This window comes from Microbacterium sp. 4-7 (assembly GCF_014332665.1).
GTDB lineage: Bacteria > Actinomycetota > Actinomycetes > Actinomycetales > Microbacteriaceae > Microbacterium.
In genome coordinates this window covers 134,649-157,499 of sequence record NZ_MCRH01000001.1, presented here as the reverse complement: position 1 = coordinate 157,499, position 22,851 = coordinate 134,649, and the positions used below count along the sequence as shown (strand labels likewise).

Annotated in this window: 23 protein-coding genes; 11 read left to right on the top strand and 12 right to left on the bottom strand. The window is 68.6% G+C overall.

Features of this window, described 5'->3' with window-relative positions; genetic code table 11:
- Positions 1-2 precede the first annotated feature (2 nt).
- Positions 3-1,304, bottom strand: coding sequence for an NAD(P)-binding domain-containing protein (locus BEP68_RS00665; RefSeq protein ID WP_187248940.1), 1,302 nt, complete (start codon positions 1,302-1,304; stop codon positions 3-5).
- An 83-nt stretch (positions 1,305-1,387) separates the two neighbouring features.
- On the opposite strand from BEP68_RS00665, the gene BEP68_RS00660 reads away from it, so the two are divergent.
- From BEP68_RS00660 to nhaA, 3 genes are all read left to right on the top strand, one after another.
- Entirely contained in the window at positions 1,388-1,729 is a 342-nt protein-coding gene (locus tag BEP68_RS00660; protein ID WP_187248939.1) for an ArsR/SmtB family transcription factor, read from the top strand.
- Between the two features lie 51 nt (positions 1,730-1,780).
- Complete coding sequence (locus BEP68_RS00655; protein ID WP_171821976.1) at positions 1,781-1,954, top strand: hypothetical protein; 174 nt, start codon at positions 1,781-1,783, stop codon at positions 1,952-1,954.
- Positions 1,955-2,018: 64 nt separating this feature from the next.
- On the top strand, positions 2,019-3,299 hold the full coding sequence (gene nhaA, locus BEP68_RS00650) for a Na+/H+ antiporter NhaA (RefSeq protein WP_187248938.1): 1,281 nt from the start codon (positions 2,019-2,021) through the stop codon (positions 3,297-3,299).
- A 9-nt stretch (positions 3,300-3,308) separates the two neighbouring features.
- Here the strand turns inward: nhaA and BEP68_RS00645 are convergent, their stop codons facing one another.
- The 5 genes from BEP68_RS00645 to BEP68_RS00625 all read right to left on the bottom strand — a co-directional run bounded on the left by BEP68_RS00645 (position 3,309) and on the right by BEP68_RS00625 (position 10,159).
- Positions 3,309-4,808, bottom strand: a complete 1,500-nt coding sequence (locus BEP68_RS00645) for an arylsulfatase (RefSeq protein ID WP_053098580.1) — start codon at positions 4,806-4,808, stop codon at positions 3,309-3,311.
- A gap of 84 nt (positions 4,809-4,892) precedes the next feature.
- Positions 4,893-5,786 carry a formylglycine-generating enzyme family protein gene (locus BEP68_RS00640; protein WP_187249293.1) on the bottom strand — a complete coding sequence of 298 codons (894 nt, stop codon included), beginning with the start codon at positions 5,784-5,786 and terminating at the stop codon, positions 4,893-4,895.
- Between the two features lie 94 nt (positions 5,787-5,880).
- On the bottom strand, positions 5,881-7,353 hold the full coding sequence (locus BEP68_RS00635; RefSeq protein ID WP_187248937.1) for an alanine/glycine:cation symporter family protein: 1,473 nt from the start codon (positions 7,351-7,353) through the stop codon (positions 5,881-5,883).
- 46 nt (positions 7,354-7,399) lie between these two features.
- Positions 7,400-8,407: a LacI family DNA-binding transcriptional regulator gene (locus tag BEP68_RS00630; protein WP_187248936.1), complete on the bottom strand. Its 1,008-nt coding sequence runs from the start codon at positions 8,405-8,407 to the stop codon at positions 7,400-7,402.
- A gap of 90 nt (positions 8,408-8,497) precedes the next feature.
- On the bottom strand, positions 8,498-10,159 hold the full coding sequence (locus BEP68_RS00625; protein ID WP_053098582.1) for a glycoside hydrolase family 13 protein: 1,662 nt from the start codon (positions 10,157-10,159) through the stop codon (positions 8,498-8,500).
- 139 nt (positions 10,160-10,298) lie between these two features.
- Between BEP68_RS00625 and BEP68_RS00620 the strand changes: the two genes are divergently transcribed.
- Entirely contained in the window at positions 10,299-10,727 is a 429-nt protein-coding gene (locus BEP68_RS00620; RefSeq protein WP_187248935.1) for a DUF1761 domain-containing protein, read from the top strand.
- Here the strand turns inward: BEP68_RS00620 and BEP68_RS00615 are convergent.
- Entirely contained in the window at positions 10,724-11,173 is a 450-nt protein-coding gene (locus BEP68_RS00615) for a VOC family protein (protein WP_056277679.1), read from the bottom strand. The genes BEP68_RS00620 and BEP68_RS00615 overlap by 4 nt on opposite strands.
- A gap of 155 nt (positions 11,174-11,328) precedes the next feature.
- Between BEP68_RS00615 and BEP68_RS00610 the strand changes: the two genes are divergently transcribed.
- A complete protein-coding gene (locus BEP68_RS00610; protein ID WP_187248934.1) occupies positions 11,329-12,585 on the top strand; it encodes a hypothetical protein in 1,257 nt (418 codons plus the stop codon).
- Between the two features lie 171 nt (positions 12,586-12,756).
- On the opposite strand, the gene purQ is transcribed toward BEP68_RS00610, so the two are convergent.
- From purQ to BEP68_RS00595, 3 genes are all read right to left on the bottom strand, one after another.
- Complete coding sequence (gene purQ / locus BEP68_RS00605) at positions 12,757-13,464, bottom strand: phosphoribosylformylglycinamidine synthase subunit PurQ (RefSeq protein ID WP_187248933.1); 708 nt, start codon at positions 13,462-13,464, stop codon at positions 12,757-12,759.
- Positions 13,461-13,709: a phosphoribosylformylglycinamidine synthase subunit PurS gene (purS, locus tag BEP68_RS00600; RefSeq protein WP_053098586.1), complete on the bottom strand. Its 249-nt coding sequence runs from the start codon at positions 13,707-13,709 to the stop codon at positions 13,461-13,463. Before purS ends, purQ begins: the two co-directional genes overlap by 4 nt.
- Before the next feature lie 80 nt (positions 13,710-13,789).
- Entirely contained in the window at positions 13,790-14,320 is a 531-nt protein-coding gene (locus tag BEP68_RS00595; protein ID WP_053098587.1) for an adenine phosphoribosyltransferase, read from the bottom strand.
- Positions 14,321-14,501: 181 nt separating this feature from the next.
- Here BEP68_RS00595 and BEP68_RS00590 point away from each other — a divergent pair, with 181 nt between their 5' ends.
- From BEP68_RS00590 to BEP68_RS00570, 5 genes are all read left to right on the top strand, one after another.
- Positions 14,502-15,809: an ABC transporter substrate-binding protein gene (locus BEP68_RS00590; RefSeq protein ID WP_072590620.1), complete on the top strand. Its 1,308-nt coding sequence runs from the start codon at positions 14,502-14,504 to the stop codon at positions 15,807-15,809.
- A 112-nt stretch (positions 15,810-15,921) separates the two neighbouring features.
- Complete coding sequence (locus BEP68_RS00585) at positions 15,922-17,028, top strand: carbohydrate ABC transporter permease (RefSeq protein WP_187248932.1); 1,107 nt, start codon at positions 15,922-15,924, stop codon at positions 17,026-17,028.
- Positions 17,025-17,915, top strand: coding sequence for a carbohydrate ABC transporter permease (locus BEP68_RS00580; RefSeq protein WP_053098590.1), 891 nt, complete (start codon positions 17,025-17,027; stop codon positions 17,913-17,915). Before BEP68_RS00585 ends, BEP68_RS00580 begins: the two co-directional genes overlap by 4 nt.
- 5 nt (positions 17,916-17,920) lie before the next feature.
- Positions 17,921-19,357, top strand: a complete 1,437-nt coding sequence (locus BEP68_RS00575) for a glycoside hydrolase family 1 protein (RefSeq protein WP_187248931.1) — start codon at positions 17,921-17,923, stop codon at positions 19,355-19,357.
- 56 nt (positions 19,358-19,413) lie between these two features.
- A complete protein-coding gene (locus BEP68_RS00570; RefSeq protein WP_056276469.1) occupies positions 19,414-20,409 on the top strand; it encodes a LacI family DNA-binding transcriptional regulator in 996 nt (331 codons plus the stop codon).
- A 97-nt stretch (positions 20,410-20,506) separates the two neighbouring features.
- Here BEP68_RS00570 and BEP68_RS00565 read toward each other — a convergent pair whose 3' ends face one another.
- Positions 20,507-21,310 carry a DUF1266 domain-containing protein gene (locus tag BEP68_RS00565; RefSeq protein ID WP_187248930.1) on the bottom strand — a complete coding sequence of 268 codons (804 nt, stop codon included), beginning with the start codon at positions 21,308-21,310 and terminating at the stop codon, positions 20,507-20,509.
- 116 nt (positions 21,311-21,426) lie between these two features.
- On the opposite strand from BEP68_RS00565, the gene BEP68_RS00560 reads away from it, so the two are divergent.
- A complete protein-coding gene (locus BEP68_RS00560) occupies positions 21,427-22,092 on the top strand; it encodes a TetR/AcrR family transcriptional regulator (protein ID WP_187248929.1) in 666 nt (221 codons plus the stop codon).
- Between the two features lie 34 nt (positions 22,093-22,126).
- On the opposite strand, the gene BEP68_RS00555 is transcribed toward BEP68_RS00560, so the two are convergent.
- A complete protein-coding gene (locus BEP68_RS00555) occupies positions 22,127-22,783 on the bottom strand; it encodes a GntR family transcriptional regulator (RefSeq protein ID WP_053098594.1) in 657 nt (218 codons plus the stop codon).
- Between the last annotated feature and the right edge of the window lie 68 nt (positions 22,784-22,851).

The following is a 22,851-nucleotide window of genomic DNA, read 5'->3' as shown; positions in this document are numbered from 1 at the left end:
GATCAGCCGACGGTGACGGGGCGCAGGCCGATCTGCAGCACGGCCGGCGCGGCGCAGCATCCGCCCGCGCCGTCGTCGAAGTCTCCTGATCCCCCGCATACGCCGGTCGCGGGCAGGGTGAGTTCGTTGCGGGCCGCGCCCTCGTGATCGCCGGCGAGGTGGGCCGCGACGCTGCGCACCTGCTCGTATCCGGTGAGGGCGAGGAAGGTCGGAGCTCGACCGTAGGACTTCGCGCCGACGATGAAGAGGCACTCCTCCGGCTGCATGAGCTGTCGGGCACCGGTCGCGCCCACCGAACCGCAGGAGTGGATGTTGGGGTCGATCTCGGAGGCGATGCCGGCGACCGCATCGAGAGCGGGGTCGAGATCGATTCGGAGTTCGCGCAGGATGCCGGTGTCCGGCCGGAATCCGGTGAGCGCGAACACGTGCGCGATCTCTGCCATCTCGCGTCCGTCTTCGGCGACGATCACCAGGCCGCTCCCGTCCCGCCGGAACTCGGCGACTCGGAATCCTGTCACCACCTCGACGACACCGTCATGGATCACCTTCGACACCCGAGAGCCGAGCGCTGCGCGTTCGGGCAGCTCGTCTCCGGCGCCGCCCCCGAGAACGTTCGCGGCGCTCCCTCGGCGGAGCAGCCAGGTGACGCGGGTCCCCGGCGACCGGCGGGCCAGTTCGCTCAGGCGCAGCACGGCGTGCGTGGCGGAGTGTCCCGCTCCGACGACGACCACATGCGAACCCGCGAGCTCGGACACGTCGTCGGGGATGCGATAGGAGATCAGATCGGATGCCGCGGCCTCGCCCACGGCGGGGAAGCCGTCTGCGCCCGCAGGGTGGGGGAGGTCCCAGGTGCCGCTCGCGTCGATGACCGCCCGGGCGCGGATCCGCGATTCGGTGCCGTCCGTGTCGAGGGTGTGCACGACGAACGGCTGGTTCCTGCGTCCGGACTCGACGACCTTGTCGCGACCCTGGCGAGCGACGCCCGTGACGGCGGTGCCGTACCGGATCCGCTCACCGAGTGCGCCCGCGAGAGGCGCCAGGTAGTCGCTCACCCATTCCGCCCCGGTCGGACAGCCTGCGGTCGGTGCGGTCCACCCGGTCGGCTCGAGCAGACGACGCGCGGCGGCATCCGTCAGCTCGGGCCACGCCGAGAACAGGCGCACGTGGCCCCATTCGGAGACCGCGGCGGCAGGGCCGCGCCCTCGTTCGAGGACGACGACGTCTTCGCGGCGTTCGACGAGATGCGCCGCCGCTGCGAGACCCTGCGGCCCCGCGCCGATGACGACGATGGGAAGCTCGGACACGACATCTCCTCAGATCGAAAGACTTCAATACGAGAAGCGTCGCCCACGTATCGAAGATTGTCAATACGTGAGAGGATGAGCGCATGACGCTTCCGGTGACGATCGATCAGACGGGCTGCTGCACGCCGCGCGCGGCATCCGCTCTTCCGCTCGCCGAGGCCGAACGGATCGCCCGCCTGTTCAAGGCGCTCGGCGACCCGACGCGCATCCGCCTGCTCTCGCTGATCTCGTCGGCCGCGGGTGGCGAAGCCTGCATCTGCGACCTCACCGACCCGGTCGGTCTGTCGCAGGGCACGGTCTCGCATCACATGAAGCTGCTGGCGGACGCCGGACTCGTCACGCGTGAGCAGCGCGGCAAGTGGGCGTACTTCTCCCTCGCCGAGGGTGCTCTCGACGCCGCCGGCGACGCCCTGCGAGCCGTCTGATCCTGCTGCGCTCCTCAGGTCGGCGTGCGGTCATCCCGATAGGCTGATTCCATGGCCCTCCTCTCGATCGCCGGTTCGGCGCGCGCTCCGCATGAGCTGCGCTCGGCGACTCCGATGAAGGAATGGATGCGCGTCGTGCTCCACCCGGGCACGAACGGGTGGACCAGCGTCTGGGGCACTCTCTCGCACGGCGAGATCGCGGGCTGCCCGCCGCCACGCGACTAGACCGCGCCTCTGTGGGGTGCTGTCTTCCGCGTCGTTCACCCCTTCTCCCGCGTGAGGTCTCGTCATGTCCGCTTCTCCTGTCCGCACCCGTCCCCGTCTCCGCCTGGCTCCCCATGAGCTGTGGCGAGGCATCCGCTCCAACGCCCGCAGCGAGGTGCTCGGGGGTTCGCTGTTGCTCGCCGCCACCGTCGCCGCGCTGATCCTCGCCAACACCCCCGCCGTGTCGTGGTACGAGTCGGTGCGCGACTTCACGTTCGGCATCCCCGAGCTGCATCTCGATCTGAGCGTCGGGGCCTGGGCAGCGGATGGCCTGCTCGCGATCTTCTTCTTCGTCGTGGGTCTCGAGCTGAAGGAGGAGTTCGTCACCGGCCGACTGCGCGATCCGCGTCAGGCCGCGCTGCCGATCGCCGCAGCCGTCGGCGGGGTGATCGTGCCGGCGATCATCTTCGCCCTGATCAACGCGGGCGACGGCGACGCCCTGCGCGGCTGGGCCATCCCGACCGCCACGGACATCGCGTTCGCGGTCGCCGTGATCGCCGTGGTCGGGAAGTTCCTCCCACCGGCGCTCCGCGTCTTCCTGCTCACACTCGCGATCATCGACGACCTGATCGCCATCACGATCATCGCGACCTTCTACACCGACTCGATCAGCTTCCCCTGGCTGACTCTCGCGCTGCTGCCCCTCGCCGGATTCGCGCTGCTCGTGCAGAAGGGCGTGCGGGCGTGGTGGATCCTGATGCCTCTCGCGATCGCCGTGTGGGTCTGCATCCATGCCGCCGGCATCCACGCGACCGTCGCCGGAGTCCTCCTCGGTTTCGTCGTTCCTGTCATCCCGACCGAGCGCGCTCGGGTGCCGCGAGGGACGGATGCCGACGGCGAGCCCCTCTACGACGGCCTCGCCCCGCACTTCGCCGACCGGTGGGGTGTCGTGGCGACGCTGTTCGCCGTGCCCGTGTTCGCCTTCTTCGCGGCGGGCGTCACGATCGGCGGACTCGCGGGGCTCGCGTCGGCGCTGACCGATCCGATCGCGATCGGCATCATCGTCGGCCTCGTCCTGGGGAAGCCGATCGGGATCCTCGCGACCACGTTCCTGCTCAGCCGGGTGCCCGCTCTGCGCCTCGACGAATCGCTGCGCTGGCCCGACCTCACCGGCATGGCGTTCCTCGCGGGAATCGGATTCACCGTCTCCCTGCTCGTCGGCGAGCTCGCCTACGGGTCGAGTTCGGTCGCCGACGAGCACGTCAAGATCGGCGTGCTCCTCGGCTCCCTGATCGCCGCGGTGATCGGCGGGCTGATGCTCGCGAGGCGCAACGCGCTCGCCCGCCGATCGCCGCTCGACGCCTGAGGGCGACGGTCAGGAGCTGCCGACCGTCGACTGCAGCTTCGCCATCACCTGGGTGATCGTGAACGATGCCGATTCCTGGCGAGCAGGGAACTCGGCAAGGGTGTGCAGCATGTTCGCCACATACGCCTGGGCCGGGATGAACAGGAAGATGTGGTCGAGCACCCAGTCCCAGTAGGTGTTCGAGGTGATGTCGGCGCGCTCGAACGGATCGGTGCGCAGATTGAAGAGCTTCGGGAACCGCAGCTCGATGTAGGGCTCCTGCCACACCTGCAGGGTTCCGACCGCGCGCTGCTCCAGGAAGACGAACTTCCAGTTCTCGAAGCGCAGCGCCGTGAGGTCGCCGTCGTCCGAGACGTAGAAGAAGTGTCGTCGCGGGCTGTGCTCGGCGACTCCCGTGATGTAGTCGAGCTGGTTGTTGCCGTCGAGATGGACCCTGAAGTCGGTGCCGTGCAGATCCGTGCCCGCCTTCAGACGCTCGGCGATGTCGGTGTCGCCGGCCGCCGCGAGCAGCGTCACGAACCAGTCGTTGTGGCTCACGATGCCGTTGAGCGTCGTGCCGGCGGGGACGTGCCCGGGCCAGCGCACCATCGCCGGGACCCTGTAGGCGCCCTCCCAGTTCGAGTTCTTCTCGTTGCGGAACGGCGTCATGCCGGCATCCGGCCAGCTGTTCATGTGCGGGCCGTTGTCGGTGGAGTACATGACGATCGTGTTCTCGGCGAGGCCGAGCTCGTCGAGCAGATCGAGCAGACTGCCCACCACGTCGTCATGATCGAGCATCGTGTCGTGATACTCCGACTGCCAGCGTCCGGCGCGCCCCTTGCTCTCCTCCTTGGTGTGGGTGCGGAAGTGCATGTGGGTCGAGTTGAACCACACGAAGAACGGGGTGTCGTCGTCGGCCTGAGCGCGGATGAAGTCCGCCGCAGCATCGCGGAACTCTTCGTCGACGGTCTCCATGCGCTTCTTCGTCAGCGGACCGGTGTCTTCGATGCGCTGCGTGCCGTCGTCGTTCGCCCACGAGTGGATCACGCCGCGCGGGCGGAACCGCTCGCTGAACCCGGGGTACTCCTCGTCGGTCGGGTAGTCCGGGTGCTCCGGCTCCTCCTCGGCGTTCAGGTGATAGAGGTTGCCGAAGAACTCGTCGAAGCCGTGCGCCGTCGGCAGGTGCTCATCGCGGTCGCCGAGATGGTTCTTGCCGAACTGGCCGGTCGCGTAGCCGTGGTGCTTGAGCGCATCCGCGATCGTCGGATCCTCGGGCTGGAGCCCCAGCTTCGCCCCCGGCATCCCCACCTTCGTGAGACCCGTGCGATAGGGGTTCTGTCCGGTGATGAACGCCGCACGCCCGGCGGTGCAGCTCTGCTCGCCGTAGTAATCGGTGAATTTCGCGCCCTCATCGGCGATCCGGTCGATGTTCGGAGTCCGATAGCCCATCAGGCCGTCGGTATAGGTGCTCAGATTGGCGATGCCGATGTCATCGCCCCAGATGATGAGGATGTTGGGCTTGTCGGACATTGTCGCTCCTCGGTCGGCGGTGAGGCCGGGCAGGCGCCCGTGCGGCTCAGCCAACCAGGGGCTCGGGCCGATGCCCAGGGGGCCTCACACGGAGCGGGTGAGGCGGAATCCGATGTGCGACATGCCGGTGTCCTCCGCCTGGGGCGAGCGGGCGGCCGGGCGGAAGCGCAGGCAGTAGTCGGGGGAGCACAGGTGTGATCCGCCCTTCAGCACCCGGCGCGGGATGCTCGGGAAGCCCTCCTGCGCGCTCGCCGCCGCCAACAGGTTCGCGCGCTTGCCGGGATCCACCGGCTTGTCCGACAGCTTCAGATGCCGCGGCGTGTAGAAGTCGCTCGTCCACTCCCAGACGTTCGCGATCATGTCGTAGAGTCCGTAGCCGTTGGGGGCGTACGACCCGACCGGGGCCGTGCCGCCGACGCCCTGGTTGTCATACGGGAAGCGACCCAGCCAGGAGTTCGCCTGCGCCTCGCCGCCGGGGTAGATCTCGTCGCCCCAGGCGAAAGGCGCACCGTCGACCCCGCCGCGGGCGGCGTACTCGTGCTCGGCCTCGGTGGGCAGCCGCATCCCGACCCAGTCGGCGTAGGCGACCGCGTCCTCGAACGCGATGTGCACGACCGGATGCTGCAGCCGATCGTCGATCGACGAGTCGGGGCCGAACGGACGCCGCCAGGAGGCGCCAGCCTGCCAGCGCCACCAGTTGCGCCAGTTGCGCAGGTCGGTCGGGCCGGCGGTCGGCGTGAAGACCATGGAACCGGGCACGAGGTCCCTCGGATCCGCATCCGGGAAGGCAGCCGGGTCGAGAGGCCGCTCGGCCACGGTGATATACCCCGTGGCGTCGACGAACTCCGCGTACTGCGCGTTGGTCACCTCGTAGCGGTCGATCTCGAACGAGGCGACCTCGCGCTCGTGCACCGGGCGCTCGTCGGGGTAGAAGTCCTCGGACCCCATCCGGAAGGTTCCGCCGGGGATCAGCACCAGGTCGCGAATGTTCGTCACCCGCGTCAGCGTAGCGTCCGCGCCGGAGCGGGAGCGGCCACGGTCGCCCGCGCCGGGTTAGCCGACCAGCCGCGCGCTAGCCCCGGCGGGTGCGCTGCTCGCCCTGGACGGGGATCGGACCGGTGACGCTCAGCTCGTCCTCCCAGCACTGGATGCCCGTGACCTCGGGCATCCGCGCACGGGTGAAGACAGGGTCGAGCCCCGCACGCCGCTGATCGGAGTAGTCGCGCAGCAGCTTGAACGCGATGCCCGACAGGAGCGCGATCGCCACGAGGTTCACGATCGCCATGAGCCCCATGATGCCGTCGGCCGTGTTCCAGATGATGTCCGCCGAGGCGATCGATCCGAGGAAGATGATCGCGACGACGAGCACGCGGTAGGCGGTGAGGACGGCGGGTCGGCTGCTGATGAACTCGATGTTGGATTCGCCGTAGTAGTAGTTGCCGAGGATCGAGCTGAACGCCAGCAGGAAGATGATGATGCTCAGGAGGATGTTCGACCATTCGCCGAGGTTGCTCACGATCGCATTCTGCGTGAGCCCGATGCCCCGGGTCGCGTTCGCGAGGTCGGGCGTGGACACCAGGATGATGAACGCCGTGATCGAGCAGACGAGGAACGTGTCGAAGTAGACCCCGAGGGTCTGGACGAGTCCCTGCTTCACCGGGTGGGTCACCGCCGCGGTGGCGCCCGCGTTCGGCGCAGAGCCGAGACCCGCCTCGTTCGAGAACATGCCGCGCTTGACGCCGGTCATGATGATGGTTCCGAGTGCGGCCCCGACGACCTCGTTGAACCCGAACGCCTGGGTGTAGATCGAGGCGAACACCTCGGGGAGGCGCTCGAAGTTCATACCGACGATCACGAGGCCGAGCAGCAGGTATCCCAGCGCCATGGCCGGGACGACCGCCTGCGTGACGCTGGCGATGCGACGGATGCCACCGAAGACGACGAGGGCGGTCAGGACGGCCAGGATGATGCCGACGACCCAGGGGATCCAGCCCACTTCGCCGCCGAAGCTCGAGGAGACGGTGGCGCTGATCGTGTTCGCCTGCAGGGAGCTGAAGGCGAAGGGGAAGCAGACGATCAGGATGACGGCGAAGAGGATGCCCATCCAGCGCGCCTTGAGTCCGTGCTGCATGTAGTACGCGGGACCGCCGCGGAAGCCATCCTTGTCGCGGACCTTGAACGCCTGACCGAGGGTCGACTCGATGAAGCTCGACGCACCGCCGATGAACGCCATCGTCCACATCCAGAAGATCGCGCCGGGGCCGCCGATGGCGATCGCTGTGCCGACGCCCGCGATGTTCCCGACGCCGACGCGGGAGGCCGCTGAGATCGTGAACGCCTGGAACGCCGAGACCGATTGCGGCTCGCCGTTCTCCTTCCGGGGTGTCCGGTCGGTGAGGGTGCGGAACATCTCCGGTATCAGCCGGAACTGCACCACGCCCGATCGCGCGGTGAAGTACAGGCCGAGGACCACGAGGATCGGCAGCACCACCCACGTCCAGAGCCCATCGCCGGCAGAGAGCACGAAATCGTTGAGCGCGTCCATCGCATCAGTATGGCGGCATGCTGGCGCCCGTGGTGATATTCCGCTTCTAGACCAAGCGCGCGGTCGTGCCTCGGACGTTCAGCTCGTAGGGGAGCTCGGCCGGTATTCCCGCGGCTTCGCCGTCGGCGAGCTTCGCGAGCACGGCATCTGCCGCACGCTCGCCCTGCCCGAGGGGGAACTGGTCGACGGTGCTGAGTCGGAAGAACTCGCCGAGCTCGTGACCGTCGATGCCGACGATCGAGAGGTCGTCCGGCACGGCGAATCCGAGGTCGCGGGCGGCGAGGATCGCCCCGATCGCCATCTCGTCGGATGCCGCGAACACGGCGGTGGGTCGCGGGCCGGGGCGTCCGAGCAGCTGCTTCGCCGCGCGGTATCCGCCCTCGACCGTGAAGTCGGCGGGTTCGAGGAAGGCAGGATTCAGAGGGATGCCGGCCTTCGCCAGCGCCTTCTCGAAGCCCAGGCGACGATTCGTCGGGATGTGGAAGTCGATGTCGAACTCGGGGTTCGCGCCGATGTGGGCGATGTCGCGGTGTCCGAGACCGATCAGGTGCTCGGTCGCCAGCTGGGCCACGGCGACGTCGTCGACGGTGAGGGTGTCGAGTTTGGGGTTCGGCCCGCCGATCGCGATCACCGGCAGGCCGAGGTCGAGCAGGTACTGCGTCTCGTCGTCGTCGAGCTCGATCGAGACCGCGATCACGGCATCCACTCGCTGCCGTCGCAGGAAGGTGTCGAACACATGGCGGCGCACGTCCTTGTCGGCGGTGATGTTGTAGAGGGTGATGTCGTAGCCCTCGCGCATCAGCGCGGACGACACCCCCGACAGCACGGTGCTGAAGAACCATCGGTCGAGGAAGGGAACCACGACCCCGATGTTGCGGGTGCGGCCCGATGCCAGGCTCGATGCGCGGGAGGACACGACGTAGCCGAGCGCCGATGCCGCCTCCTGCACGCGCAGGCGGGCCGACTCCGACACATGGCCTCGGCCGCTCAGCGCGCGCGAGACCGTCGCGGTCGAGACGCCGGCGAGCCGGGCGACCTCATCGATGCTCGCCATGGGGGATCCTCTCTGAGCCGTTCCGGTCGCAGTTCGTGCCGTCGGGCGGAGCCGGGGGCGGCGCGAACTGCGACCGGAACGTCGTGCGGCTTACGCCGTGGTGTACCAGACCGCCGTGTCGACGGGCAGGTCGGTGCCCTCGAACGGCTGGCTGCTGACGACGATCGTCGCGTCGGCCGGGAGTGCGAGAGGCTTCTTGCCGAGGTTCGCGACCACGTGCACCGCACCGCGACGGAACGCGACCGCGTGCTTTCCGGCATCCTCCCACACGAGGGAGCCGCTTCCGAAGCCGTGCTCGCGGCGACCGGCGAGCAGCTGCTTGTACAGCGACAAGGTCGAGGTCTCGTCCTTCTCCTCGACCTCGCGCGAGTACGACGCCCAGTCGGCGGGCTGCGGCAGCCACGACGCACCGGTCTCGTTGAAGCCGAACGCCGGAGCATCCGCCTCCCACGGCAGCGGCACACGGCATCCGTCGCGACCGTAGCGCTCGCCGTTGGTGCGGAACCACGTCGGGTCCTGACGGAAGGCGTCGGGGATCTCCATCGCCTCGGGCAGGCCCAGCTCCTCGCCCTGGTAGAGGTATGCCGAACCCGGAAGCGCGAGCATCACGGTCGTCGCCGCGCGAGCGCGGGCGAGTCCGATGGCGGTGTCGGGCTTGTGCGGGGTGTTCGGGCCGATGCCCTCGCCCTGCGGGTTCTCGGCCGTGAGCGCGAGTCGCGACGCGTGGCGCACGACGTCGTGGTTCGACAGCACCCAGGTGCTGGGTGCGCCGACCTCGCCGAAAGCGTCGAGGGATTCGCGGATGACAGACCCCAGAGCCTTCGCGTCCCACTCGGTCATGAGGTAGGGGAAGTTGAAGGTCTGGTGCATCTCGTCGGGGCGCACCCACAGGGCGGTCTGCTTGAGCGTCGGCATCCAGGCCTCACCGCACAGAGCGCGGTCGCCGTCGTACTCGGCCAGCACCTTGTGCCAGTCGCGGTAGATGTCGTGCACGCCGTCCTGGCCCCAGTACGGCACGTTCGCCTCGCCGCCGCCCATCGAGTCGGCGTCTGCCGGGGGCGTGTAGTCAGGCAGGCCGTCGGCCTTGATCATGCCGTGGGCCACGTCGACCCGGAAGCCGTCGACGCCGCGGTCGAGCCAGAAGCGCAGGATCGAGCGGAACTCCTCGCGCACCTCTTCGTTGTTCCAGTCGAAGTCGGGCTGCGTCGGGTCGAAGATGTGCAGGTACCACTGGCCCGGCGTGCCGTCGGCCTCGGTCACGCGCTCCCACATGCCGCCGCCGAAGACGGACTCCCAGTTGTTCGGGGGCAGCTCGCCGTTCTTGCCCTTGCCGTCGCGGAAGATGTACCGCGCGCGCTCGGGGCTGCCGGGAGCAGCCTTGAGGGCCTCCTGGAACCAGGCGTGCTGCGCCGACGAGTGGTTGGGGACCAGGTCGACCACGACGCGGATGCCGCGGGCGTGCGCCTCGTTCAGCATCGTGTCGAAGTCGTCGAGGGTGCCGAACAGCGGGTCGACGTCGCGGTAGTCGGCGACGTCGTAGCCGGCGTCCCGCTGGGGGCTCGTCATGAACGGGCTCAGCCAGATCGCGTCGACGCCGAGCTCCTTCAGCGAGTCGAGCCGGCTGGTGATGCCGGGCAGGTCGCCGATGCCGTCGCCCGAGGCGTCGGCGAACGAACGGGGGTAGATCTGGTAGATGACCGCGCTGCGCCACCACTCGGAACCGGGGGCTGCGATCTGCTCAAGCTGTGCCATGGCAATAGATTAGTGCAAACGCTTACATGATTGCCAGAGCGAGCATCGAATCGATTCGGGGAGCCGATATTCTGCGCCGGTCCGCAGCCGCTTGCAGGCCCGGGAGTATGCTTCGGGCATCCGACCACAGGAGGCTGTCATGGTTCCCGAGATCAACTACTGGGCCGTTCTGCTCGCGACCGCCTCGAGCATGATCGTCGGCTCGATCTGGTACGCGCCGAAGGTGTTCGGCACCCGCTGGTCGAAGCTCGCGAACGTCGACATGGACGGTCCGGGGGCGAGCGCGACGATGGCGATCATCACCACCGTGATCGTGAGCTTCGCGACGGCGTGGGTGCTCGCCGGAGCATCCGCGATCGCCTGGCACTTCTACGACGGATCGTTCTTCTGGGCCGCCGTCGTCACCGGCGTGCTGCTGTGGGCCGGGTTCACGGCCGCGCGGTTCATCACGCACGACGCCTTCGAGGGCCGCCCGACGGCGTTGACCACCATGAACATCGCACACGAGATCGTCACGATCGTGGTCATGGCCGTGATCATCGGCGTCTGGCCGCCGGCTCTCGGCTAGCTCGCCGCGGCATCCGTCGTGAGGTCCTGCGCGAACATGACGAGGATCCCGCTCGGGCCGCGCAGATAGGTGAGCCGGTAGACGCCCTGGTAGTTCGCGACTCCTCGCAGCGGGTGATATCCGTGCCGGGCAGCGATGGCCAGGGACTCGTCGATGTCGTCGACGGAGAACGCCACCCGGTGCATCCCGATCTCGTTCGGCAGGGTCGGCTCGGTCTCGATCGCGTCGGGATGGATGTATTCGAACAGCTCGAGCTGACCGTGGCCGTCGGGTGTCTGCAGCACGGCGATCTTCGCGTGGTTGCCGTCGAGGCCGACGGCGGTGTCGGCCCATTCGCCGCTGACCTCGTCCCGACCGAGCACGGTGAGGCCGAGATCGGTGAAGAAGGCGATCGTCGCCTCGAGGTCGCGCACGGCGATGCCGACGTTCTCCAGTGTGATGGGCATGGCTCGCATGCTACTCGCGGGGCGCGACACGCCGGGCGCCTCGAAAGACTAGACCTTCGCCACTTCCGCCGAGACTTCCTGGTATGCCAGCATTTTGCACGTGACCTCCTGGTCGCCTGCGGTCGCCGACTGCGGTTCAGACCAAGGGGGTCTTCATGTCGGGTTCATCGCGCCGTTCAGCGCCATGGATGCTCGCCGCCGCACTCATCGCCGCCGCGATGGTCGCGGGCGTGACCACCGCGGCCTCCGGTGATGCCCCCGCCGACGACCCGACCGCCGCACCGGATCCGACTCTGTCGGTCGCCCTCGCCTACGAGTTCCTCGATGCGCGCGTCGACGAGTTCTGCGACGGCGCGGGGCACTGCCTTCCCCGCAGCTATCAGGGAGGCTTCTTCACCGACCTGCCGACCTGGGACTTCACCCCGTCGTTCGTCTACGACGACGCCCTCGTCGTGATCGCGTACACGGCACGCGGGCTCCCCGACGACATCCGTCGGGCGCGGACCATCGGCGACACCCTGCTCTTCGTGCAGGCGAACGACCCGATCGGCGACGGCCGAGTGCGCACCTCGTACGAGCCGCACGGCATCCGTCAGGGGAGGGTCGAGATCACCGGCCCCGGCACGTTCACCGGCAACCAGGCCTGGACCGGTATGGCGCTCGCGCGTCTCTTCCACGCGACCGGCGACTCGAAGTACCTCGCCGGGGCGGTGCAGATCGCCGAATGGATCCAGAACAACACCGCCGACATGGTGCGAGCGCCCTTCGGCTACACCGGCGGCCAGCTCGAGAACGGCTCGTCGCTGGAGTGGAAGTCCACGGAGCACAACAGCGATATCGCCGGCTTCTTCACGCAGCTCGCACAGCTCACCGGCGACTCCGTCTGGGCCGATCGGGCGGGCGTCGCGTCGGCCTTCGTGGCCGCGATGCAGAGCGCCGACGGCCATGTCGACACGGGCACCCTGCTGGACGGGTCGACGGTCAACACCCGCCCCATTCCCCTCGACGCGCAGACCTGGAGCTCGCTCGCCACGCGCGACCCCCGCTACGACACCTCGCTGGACTGGACGCTGACCCACCTCATCGCGACGGACGGGCAGTATCAGGGCGCGTCGATCAGCGACGCCGACGTGTCGAAGGTGTGGTTCGAGGGATCCGGCCACCTGGCGCTCGCTCTCACGCTGCGCGATGCGCCCGGTGACGCCGAGCGCGTGGAGTCGCTGCTGAGCAGCATCCGCCTCGGTCAGCGCGATGCGCCCAACGGCGACGGCAAGGGGATCGTGGCGACGTCGACCGACGGCCTCGACTCGGGCTTCGGCGACCTCTACTACGCCAGCCTGCACACCGGTGCGACGGCCTGGTACCTGCTCGCCGCCGCAGGCGACAATCCCTTCGCGCTGCCCGTCGACTGACCCGTCCCGCTCTGACGCCTGCCGCCACGTCGGGCGCGGTGCGGGGTCACTAGTGCACCTCCGGCGCGGTGCGTGGTCACTATTGCACCCGAATCGCCAGTTTCAGGTGCGGAACTGGCCCCGGCTGTGCGCGCGGGTGCAGAACTGGCCCCGGCTGCGCGCGCCTACCGCTTACGCGGCGACGCGGGCGACGGCGGCGATCGCGCTGGTGAAGACGTCGACGCCGTCGATGCCCGAGCGCATGGCGGCCGAGGTGTCGGGGCCGAAGCCGGCCTCGGTCGCGTGCTCGGGGTGCGGCATGAGACCCACGACGTTGCCGGCCTCGTTGGTGAGTCCGGCGATGTCGCGCAGGGAGCCGTTCGGGTTCACGCCCGCATAGCGGAATGCCACGAGGTTCTCGCCCTCGAGACGGTCGAGCGTCTCCTCGTCGGCGATGTACCCGCCGTCGGCGTTCTTCAGCGGGATCGTGATCTCCTGGCCCGTGCGGAAGCGGTTGGTCCACGCGGTGTCGGAGTTCTCGACGATCAGCTTCTGATCGCGCCGAACGAAGTGCTGGTGATCGTTGCGGATCAGGCCGCCGGGCAGCAGGTGCGCCTCGACCAGCATCTGAAAGCCGTTGCAGATGCCGAGGATCGGCATGCCCTTGGCCGCGGCGTCCTTGACCTCCGCCATGATCGGCGAGAGCGCGGCGATCGCACCGGCGCGCAGGTAGTCGCCGTAGCTGAAGCCGCCGGGCAGCACGAGGGCGTCGACGCCCTCGAGATCGTGCGAACCGTGCCAGAGGGCGACCGGCTCGGCGCCGGCGATGCGCACGGCGCGCTGAGCGTCGCGGTCGTCGAGCGAGCCCGGGAAGGTGATGACGCCGATGCGCGTGGTCACTCGGCGACCTCGATGCCGACGACGTCCTCGATCACGGAGTTGGAGAGCACCTCATCGGCGATGCGGCGGGCCTCGGCGAGGATCTCGTCGGTGACCTCGCCTTCGACGGTGAGCTCGAAGCGCTTGCCGATGCGGACATCGGAGAAGCCCTCGACGCCCAGACGGGAGAATGCGCCGGACACGGCCTTCCCCTGCGGGTCGAGCAGTTCGGGCTTGGGCATGACGTCGACGACGATGGTGGGCATGAACGGCTCCGGAAGTCGCGGGCGGACGGGCGTGTCCAGTCTACCGGCTCGGGACTCGCCCGATTCCCGGGTGACGGGGCTCAGGCGTGGAAGACGGTGTGCAGGTCGCCGATCGCCTCGCGGCCGCCGAGACCGTCGATCTCGAACAGCACGGAGATGCCGACGACGTGGCTGCCCAGGCGCTCGACCAGTTCGCGTCCGGCGGCGAGCGTGCCCCCTGTGGCGAGCACGTCGTCGATGAGCAGCACGCGGGATCCGGCGGGCAGATCGTCGTGCATCTCGATCGTCGCGGTGCCGTATTCGAGGGCGTAGTCGACGGATGCCGCGGGGCGGGGCAGCTTGCCGGCCTTGCGGATCGGGATGAGGCCGACACCTGCGGCGATCGCGGCCGCTCCGGCGAGGATGAAGCCGCGCGCCTCGATGCCCGCCACGACGTCGAACTGTCCGGCGAACGGCGCGATGATCGCATCGGTGGTCGCCTGCAGAGCCTCTGCGTCGGCGAGCAGCGGGGTGATGTCGCGGAAGATGATCCCCGCCTCGGGATAGTCGGGGATGCTGCGGATCAGGGATTCGGCGCGGACGAGGGCGGGGGAGAGATCGGTGTCGGGCACCGGTCAAGGCTACGCGAAAGGCTCGGGCTTGACACCGTGGGAGCGCTCCCATAGAGTCACTGGACAGTGCATGGGAGCGCTCCCACAGGAATCCTCACGGGAAGCCATCACGGAAAGCCCCCGCACGACCCCGAGCACCACCCGCACCACCACTGCACGACCCACCACAAAGGAGTGAACTGTGAACACACGTGCCCGCAAGCGGATCCTGACGACAGCAGCCGTCGCATCCGTCTCCGCCCTGGCCCTCGCCGGCTGCGCCTCCGCCGATGCCGGCGACAGCGCTTCCGGTGACGAGAAGGTCACACTGACCGTCACCACCTTCGGCACCTTCGGATACGACGACCTCTACGACGAGTACGAGAAGGCGAACCCGAACGTCACGATCGAGGCGACCAACATCGACACCGGCGGCAACGCCCGCACCGACGCGTTCACGAAGATCGCAGCCGGCTCGGGTCTCAGTGACGTCGTCGCGATCGAGGAGGGGTGGCTCGGCGCGATCATGGACGTCTCCGACACCTTCGTCGACCTGCGCGACTACGGCATCGAAGACCGCAAGTCCGACTGGGTCGACTGGAAGTACGGACAGGCGACCGACGCCGAGGGCCGCGTGATCGGCTACGGCACCGACATCGGCCCGAGCGGCATCTGCTACAACGGCGCCGCCTTCGAGGCAGCCGGCCTGCCCAGCGACCGCGAGTCCGTCGCCGAGCTGCTGAACGGCGACTGGGAGAACTACTTCGCGGTCGGCGCCGAGTACACGGCCAAGACCGGCAAGGCCTGGTACGACCACTCGGGCTTCGTCTGGAACGCCATGGTGAACCAGCTCGACGAGGGGTACTACACCTCTGACGGCGAGCTGAACGTCGAGGACAACGCCGAGCTGAAGGAGCGCTTCGAGCTGCTCGGAGCCGCGACCGAAGGCGGTCAGTCCGCTGCACAGACCGCGTGGGACTGGAACGGCGGCAAGTCGTTCGTCGACGGCACCTTCGCCACGTTCGTCTGCCCGGGCTGGATGCTCGGCGTCGTGCAGGGCCAGGTCGAGGCCGGCGGCGGCGACGCCTCCACCGGCTGGGACTTCGCCGACGTCTTCCCCGGCGGCGCAGCCAACTGGGGCGGCGCGTTCCTGTCGATCCCCGAGAGCTCGCAGCACAAGGAGGCCGCGGCCGACCTCGCCGACTGGCTGACGCAGCCCGAGCAGCAGGTCAAGCAGTCCGCCGCCGCGGGCAACTTCCCCTCGACGATCAAGGCGCAGGAGACGCTCTCGTCCGAGGCGACTCCGAACGCGTTCTTCAACGACGCACCCACCGGTGCCATCCTCGCCGAGCGTGCCAAGGGCGTCGTCGCCCAGTTCAAGGGCGCCGATGACTCGGTGATCCAGGAGAACGTCTTCGGTCCGGCCCTCAGCGGCCTCGACCGTGGCGAGACCGACACCCAGGGCGCCTGGGATGCCGCGGTCGAGCTCCTGAACGAGCTGGTCGACTGACCCAGCCACCGCATCCGTTCCGGTCGCAGTTCGTGCCGCGCCGCCTTCACCGGCGCGGCACGGGCTGTGACCGGAGCACCACGGAAGCCCGGAACAGGACCAAGGAAGAGTCATGACCCTCACGCATGAGCGCTCGGAGACGGCATCCGCGTCGTCGAACGACGCGAAGAGCCCGAAGACGGATGCCGCGGCTCGGCGTCCCTGGCGGCACCGCATCTCGCGGTTCGACCAGAACGCCTCCCCGTACTTCTACATCTCGCCGTTCTTCCTGCTCTTCGGGCTGGTCGGACTCTTCCCGCTGCTCTACACGGTGTGGGTGGCCGTGCACGAGTGGGACCTGCTCAAGGGGCAGGGCGAGTTCATCGGCGCCGGGAACTTCGTCGAGATCCTCGGCGACCCGATGTTCTGGAACTCGATCTTCAACACCCTGAGCATCTTCCTGCTGTCGGCGATCCCGCAGCTCGCGGTCGCCCTGGTGATCGCCTACCTCCTCGACCGCGGCCTGCGTGCCCCGACGTTCTGGCGCATGAGCGTTCTCATCCCGTTCGTCGTGACCCCCGTCGCCGTCGCCATCATCTTCTCGAGCATCTTCAACGAGGCCGACGGCCTCGCCAACAACCTGCTCAATCTGATCGGCATCGCCGACCAGGAGTGGAAGCACAACACGGCCCTGTCGCACCTCGCGATCGCCGTGATGGTGAACTTCCGCTGGACCGGCTACAACGCCCTCATCCTCCTCGCCGCCATGCAGGCGGTGCCGCGCGATCTCTACGAGTCGGCAGCCCTCGACGGAGCCGGCGCTGCTCGCCGGTTCTTCTCGATCACGATCCCCACGATCCGCCCGACGCTGATCTTCGTGATCATCACGGCGACGATCGGCGGTCTGCAGATCTTCGCCGAGCCCCGGCTGTTCGACGTCTCGACCGCGGGCGGCATCGGCGGCAGCGACCGGCAGTTCCAGACGACCGTGCTGTTCCTGTGGGAGCTCGCCTTCTTCCGCCGGGACCTCGGCGAAGCATCCGCCGTCGCCATCCTGCTGTTCCTGCTCATCGTCGGCATCGGCGTCATCAACTTCCTGATCTCCCGACGCATCTCGACCGGGGATGCTCCGAAGAGCCGCGTCGCGCGCCGACGAGCCCGCACCGCCGCTGCCGCCGCAGCCGCGACGGCCGCCGCCGGCACGACGATCGCCACCACGACCGAGGAGAATGCGCGATGACCGCCACCCAGGCGCTGAGCGTCCCCGAGAAGATCCGCCGCCGTCGAGGCGCCGTGGGCGGCAACGCCGGGATCGGCAGCCGCCCCGGCTTCCTCACCTACGGCCTGCTCGCCGCGTTCATCATCGGCAGCGTCTACCCGCTGTGGTGGTCGGTCGTCGTGGCGAGCGGCACGAACGCCACGCGTGGCGAAACCCTGCCGCTGATCCCCGGCGGCAACTTCTTCACCAACGCCGCCAAGGTGTTCGACGCGATCCCGTTCTGGCTCGCTCTGGGCAACTCGTTCCTCATCTCGGCGATCATCACGGTCTCGGTCGTCACGTTCTCGACGCTCGCCGGCTATGCCTTCGCCAAGCTGCGCTTCAAGGGCCGCGACGGACTGATGATCTTCGTGATCGCGACCATGGCGATCCCGACGCAGCTCGGCATCATCCCGCTGTTCATGCTGATGCGGGAGCTCGGCTGGACCGGATCGATCGGCGCGGTCATCGTGCCGACACTGGTCACCGCCTTCGGCGTCTTCTTCATGCGGCAGTACCTGGTCGACGTGATCCCCGACGAGCTGATCGAGGCGGCGCGGATGGACGGCGCGAACCAGTTCCGCACGTTCCTCACCGTCGGCATCCCGGCCGCTCGCCCTGCCATGGCGATCCTCGGCCTCTTCACCTTCATGACGGCGTGGACCGACTACCTCTGGCCGCTGATCGTGCTCTCCCCGCAGAACCCGACACTGCAGACGGCCCTCAGCCAGCTGCAGTCCGGCTATTACATCGACTACTCCATCGTGCTCGCCGGTGCGGTGCTCGCGACCCTTCCGCTGCTCGTCCTGTTCGTCGTGGCGGGCCGGCAGCTGGTCAGTGGCATCATGGCGGGCGCGGTGAAAGGATGACCCCTATGACCCGTGCCTTTCCCGAGAACTTCCTGTTCGGCGCCGCGACAGCGGCGTACCAGATCGAAGGGGCGGCTTTCGAAGACGGGCGCACCGCGTCGATCTGGGATGCCTTCAGCAGGGAGCCCGGCGCCGTGATCGGCGGCGACAACGGCGATGTGGCGTGCGACCACTACCACCGCTATCCGCAGGACGTCGCTCTCATGAAGGAGCTCGGGCTGCAGACCTACCGCTTCTCGACCTCGTGGTCGCGCGTCCGGCCCGACGGCGGCGCGGTCAACGTGAAGGGCGTCGACTTCTACGAGCGCCTGGTCGACGAGCTGCTCGCGAACGACATCCTGCCCTGGCTGACGCTCTATCACTGGGACATGCCGCAGGCGCTGCAGGAGACCGGCGGGTGGACCAACCGTGACACCGTCGGACGCTTCCTCGAGTACGCCGGCACGATGCACGACGCCCTGGGCGATCGGGTGAACGTGTGGACGACCCTGAACGAGCCGTGGTGCTCGTCGTTCCTCTCTTATACCGGCGGCGAGCACGCTCCGGGTCACACGAGCGTCGCCGAGGGTCTGCTCTCGGCGCACCACCTGCTGCTCGCCCACGGCGAGACGGTCCGTGAGTTGCGTGGCCGGGATGCGAGCCTGAATCTCGGCATCACGCTGAACCACACGGTCGCAGACCCCGCCGATCCGACCAACCCCGCAGACATCGACGCCGCGCGTCGCGTCGACGGCCAGTTCAACCGCTGGTTCCTCGACCCGATCTACCGGGGCGTGTACCCGGACGACATCATCCGGGACATCCGGTCGGTGGATGCCGATGCCGTCGCCCGCTTCACGGATGCCGTGCACGACGGCGACCTCGACGTCATCTCTCAGCGCATCGACACGCAGGGCGTCAACTACTACCACGGCGACTTCGTCTCGGGCACGGCTCCCGCCCCTGAGTGGACCCCGCTCAGCGGCGGCCCCGCGACCGACCGGGTCGGTCGAAGCCCGTATCCGTCGAGCGAGGGCATCCACCCCGTCGAACGCGGACTCCCGCGCACGGCGCAGAACTGGGAGGTGCAGCCCGAGGGGCTCACCCGTCTGCTGCAGCGCGTGTGGACCGAGTACGCCGAGCCCGCCGGAACCGTGCTCTACATGACCGAGAACGGTGCCGCCTATGACGACGTCGCGGTCGTCGAAGACGGTGAGACCCGCGTGCACGACGAGGACCGCACCGAGTTCCTGCGCCTGCACCTGGCCGCCGTGCTCGATGCGGCGGATGCCGGCGTCGACGTGCGCGGCTACTTCTACTGGTCGATGTTCGACAACTTCGAGTGGGCCTGGGGCTACGACAAGCGGTTCGGCATCGTGCGCGTCGACTACGACACCCAGGAGCGGAGTCTGAAGGACTCCGGTCGGGAGTACGCTCGCATCATCGCCGCTCGCGCTCTCTGACGCCGGGCGGCGTCACCAGGGAGCATCCGGCCTCGCCGCCGGACGGAGGGAGAGTCGTGTCGTCACGAGCGACCATCGAAGAGGTGGCATCGGCCGCCGGAGTCTCACGGTCGACGGTGTCACGCGTCGTCAACGGGTCGACGGCGGTGAGTCCTGAAGCCCTCGAGTCGGTGAAGCGGGCCATCGAGGAGCTCAGCTACGTGCCCAACCGCGCGGCTCGCTCACTCGCGTCCCGACAGACCCACGCGATCGCCCTGATCGTGCCCGAGGACACCACGCGGTTCTTCGGAGATCCCTTCTTCGCGGCGATCGTCGCGGGCATCACGGGGGCGCTCCGGGGCTCGGACTACCTGCTCAACCTGCTGATCGCGAGCGACGACCCCGGCGACAAGATGACGAGCTTCGTGCGCAACGGCGGTGTGGACGGCGCGCTCATCGTCTCGCACCACACGAGCGACGCGTTCATCGACCGGGTCGCCGATGCCGTGCCCGTGGTCTGGGGCGGCAGGCCGGTGCGCATCCGCGAGGGCGACTACGTGGTCGACGTCGACAACGTCGCCGGCGCCCGCACCGCCACCCAGCACCTGATCGAGACCGGTCGCACGCGGATCGCCACGATCTCGGGGCCCATCACGATGGTCTCCTCCGTCGACCGTGTGCAGGGCTTCCGCGGGGCACTGGCCGATGCAGGGCTCTCGCCGTTCGCCGAGGAGGCCGGTGACTACAGCGAAGCCAGCGGAGCGGATGCCGCGCGCCGCATCCTCGCGGCGGGGCGTCCGGATGCGATCTTCGTCGCCAGCGACCTCATGGCCCGTGGCGCGCTCACGGCGCTGCGCTCGGCCGGCATCCGTGTTCCCGAGGACGTGGCGCTCGTCGGGTTCGACGACTCGTCGGTCGCGCTGAGCACCGACCCGCCGCTGACCACCATGCGGCAGCCCATGTACGCGCAGGGGGAGGCCATGGCCGGAGTGCTGCTCTCGCGCCTGGCCGGGCGCGACCCGGCGCACACGACGATCCTGCCGACCGAACTCGTGGTGCGCGCCTCGTCGTGACCTCGCGCGGGCCGGGATCGAACGGGTGCGACCGAAGAACACGGATGCGGACCATACGCCCCTCCAGGTCGGTCCGCATCCGTGGGTCTTCGGGCGATCAGCCGATCCGGTCCCGTGACCGCTGATCGATCGTCGCGGGCCACGGCAGCGTCGCCCACGGGCCGTTGCGCTTGGGCATCACTGCCGTCGCGAAATCCGTCCACACCTCGCCGTACTTCTCGAACGACTCCGCGTCGAGGTTCCCGTCGCTCCAGTGCATGACCCGCCCGGCGATGTAGCTCAGGCCGAAATCGACCCATGACACGAACGACGGGCGGGTGTCGACGTTGATCCGATGGATGATGCGGCGGGCCTCTGCGACGTCGGCGTATCCGAGCGCGACACCCCACGTCGTCATCGCCACGGCCTGACCGAGCGCGTACGCGTCGAGTGTGCGCACATACACATCGGGCGTCACGACATCTTTTCCGACTCGTCTGCGCACCTCGCGCTCGATGCGCTCGATGCCGGCCACGAACGGCAACGCGTCGCGCGCATCTCCGCCTTCGGCGACGATCCCCGCGAGCCACTCCCGCGTGGTCGGCACACGCCCGAGGGCGGTGTCCAGGTCGTTGCGGACAGCCAGACGGAGCATCCAGGCCTGACGTCGACGTCGCACGGTGCTGAGATGGTCGATCATGCCGAGCCAGTCGTCACGGGAGCGGATGCCCCACGTCTCGGCGACGAGCGCTCTGTCGTCAGGTCCCAGAGAGGGGGCCGTCGGGTCGTTCCAGGGCCCGGACGGGAGGGAGCTGATCTGCAGCAGGCCCAGCGCGATCTCGTTCGCCTCGGTGTCGGTGGTGGAGAACCGCTCGGATGGCGCGAGCCTCTGGGGACGCGTGAACCATGATGTCGGGCTCATCACACTCCTGAGGGTGGGGCCTGGGGCCGCTCATAGCTTGAACAGCTATTCAGTCGCTAATATATAGCCTCCGGGGGGAAATCCGAAGTCGTCCGATGCTGGGGAGCGGGACACCGATGGCACGTTCAGACGAACACAACCGGGCCGCGCGGGAGCGCGCCCGCGAAGCCATTCTCGAATCGGCCATCATCCTGTTCGCCGAACGTGGCGTCTCCGGCGCGAGCATCGCCGAGATCACCCGCCGCGCGGGGGTCGCGCAGGGACTCGTGAGCTACCACTTCGGCGGCAAGGACCAACTCGTGGCCGCCGTGATCGACCGCTGGTACGAGGCGCTCTTCGCGATCCCGCAGGTCGAAGGGCCCGCCGACGTCCGGCTCGCCGGGATCATCGACGGTGCTCTCGCCGCCACCGGTTTCGCCCTCCCGGTGCAGCGAGCGGTTTTCGCGATGCAGCAGCAGCCCAGCACCCACCGCATGTTCGCCGAGGCCGAGACCCGGTTCGCCGAGCAGGCGATCGCATCGGAGAACGCCGTCCGCGAGATCTTCCGCGAGAGGGGTGCCGCCGATCCTCCGCTCGAGGAGATCATGCTGCGCACCACCCTCGAGGGCGTCTTCATGAAGTACGCCGTCTACGGCGACACCTACCCGCTCGAAGACGCCCGACGCTGGGTGCGGCGTCTCTACGGCCTGCCCGAGCCCGAGGCGGGGCTTCCGCTGCAACTCGCGCCCCGGGATCCGGACGCGAGGACCAGGGCGGCGGGGGCTCTGCGGGACGAGGAGTGACCGAGCTGCGGCCGACCCTCCATCGCGGACGGCGTCAGCCCAGCTGCATCCGGGCGAAGGCCCCGAGCACCACGCGCTCGGACTGCACGAGGTAGCGCTCGAGCTCGGCCGCACCGGCCGCCGCACCGCGGGCGAGGAAGGTGTCGAGCACCGCGCGGTTCTTGCGCACGAACGGCTCGTGCAGCGAGCGAGGATCGTCGATCTTCAGGAACGCGAGTCTCAGCTCTGCCGCGAGGTCACGGTAGGTGCGGGCCAGACGGGGGCTGTCCGCGAGCGACACCAGGGCGACATGGAACGCCATGTTGGCGCTGCCCACCGCGCGCCACGTCTCGGCGTCGTCGAGGAGTGCGTCGTGCGCCGCGGCCTCGGCGGCGAGCACGGCCTCCTGCATCTGCTGGACCGCCGGATGCTCCGGCTCGGAGTGCAGGAGCGCGGTGCACTCGATGATGCGACGTGCGCGATAGATGTCGATCACGTCGGCGATCGACGGCGAGGCGACGGAGACGCCCCGGTGCGGCACGTGCTCGAGCAGACCCTGCTCGGAGAGGGCGCGGAACGCCTCGCGCAGCGTGTTGCGTGCCACGCCGAAGTGCTCCGCGATGGCCGATTCCGACAGTCGGGAACCGGGTGCGAAGGCGCCGTCGATGATCTGCTGTCGGAGCGCATCGGCGAGCATGCCCTGCTGGTTCATGCCTTCATCGTAGGCGGCGGCCGGGGCGGATCGTTCGAGGAAGTGTCTCCGCCATCACGCGAATGCAA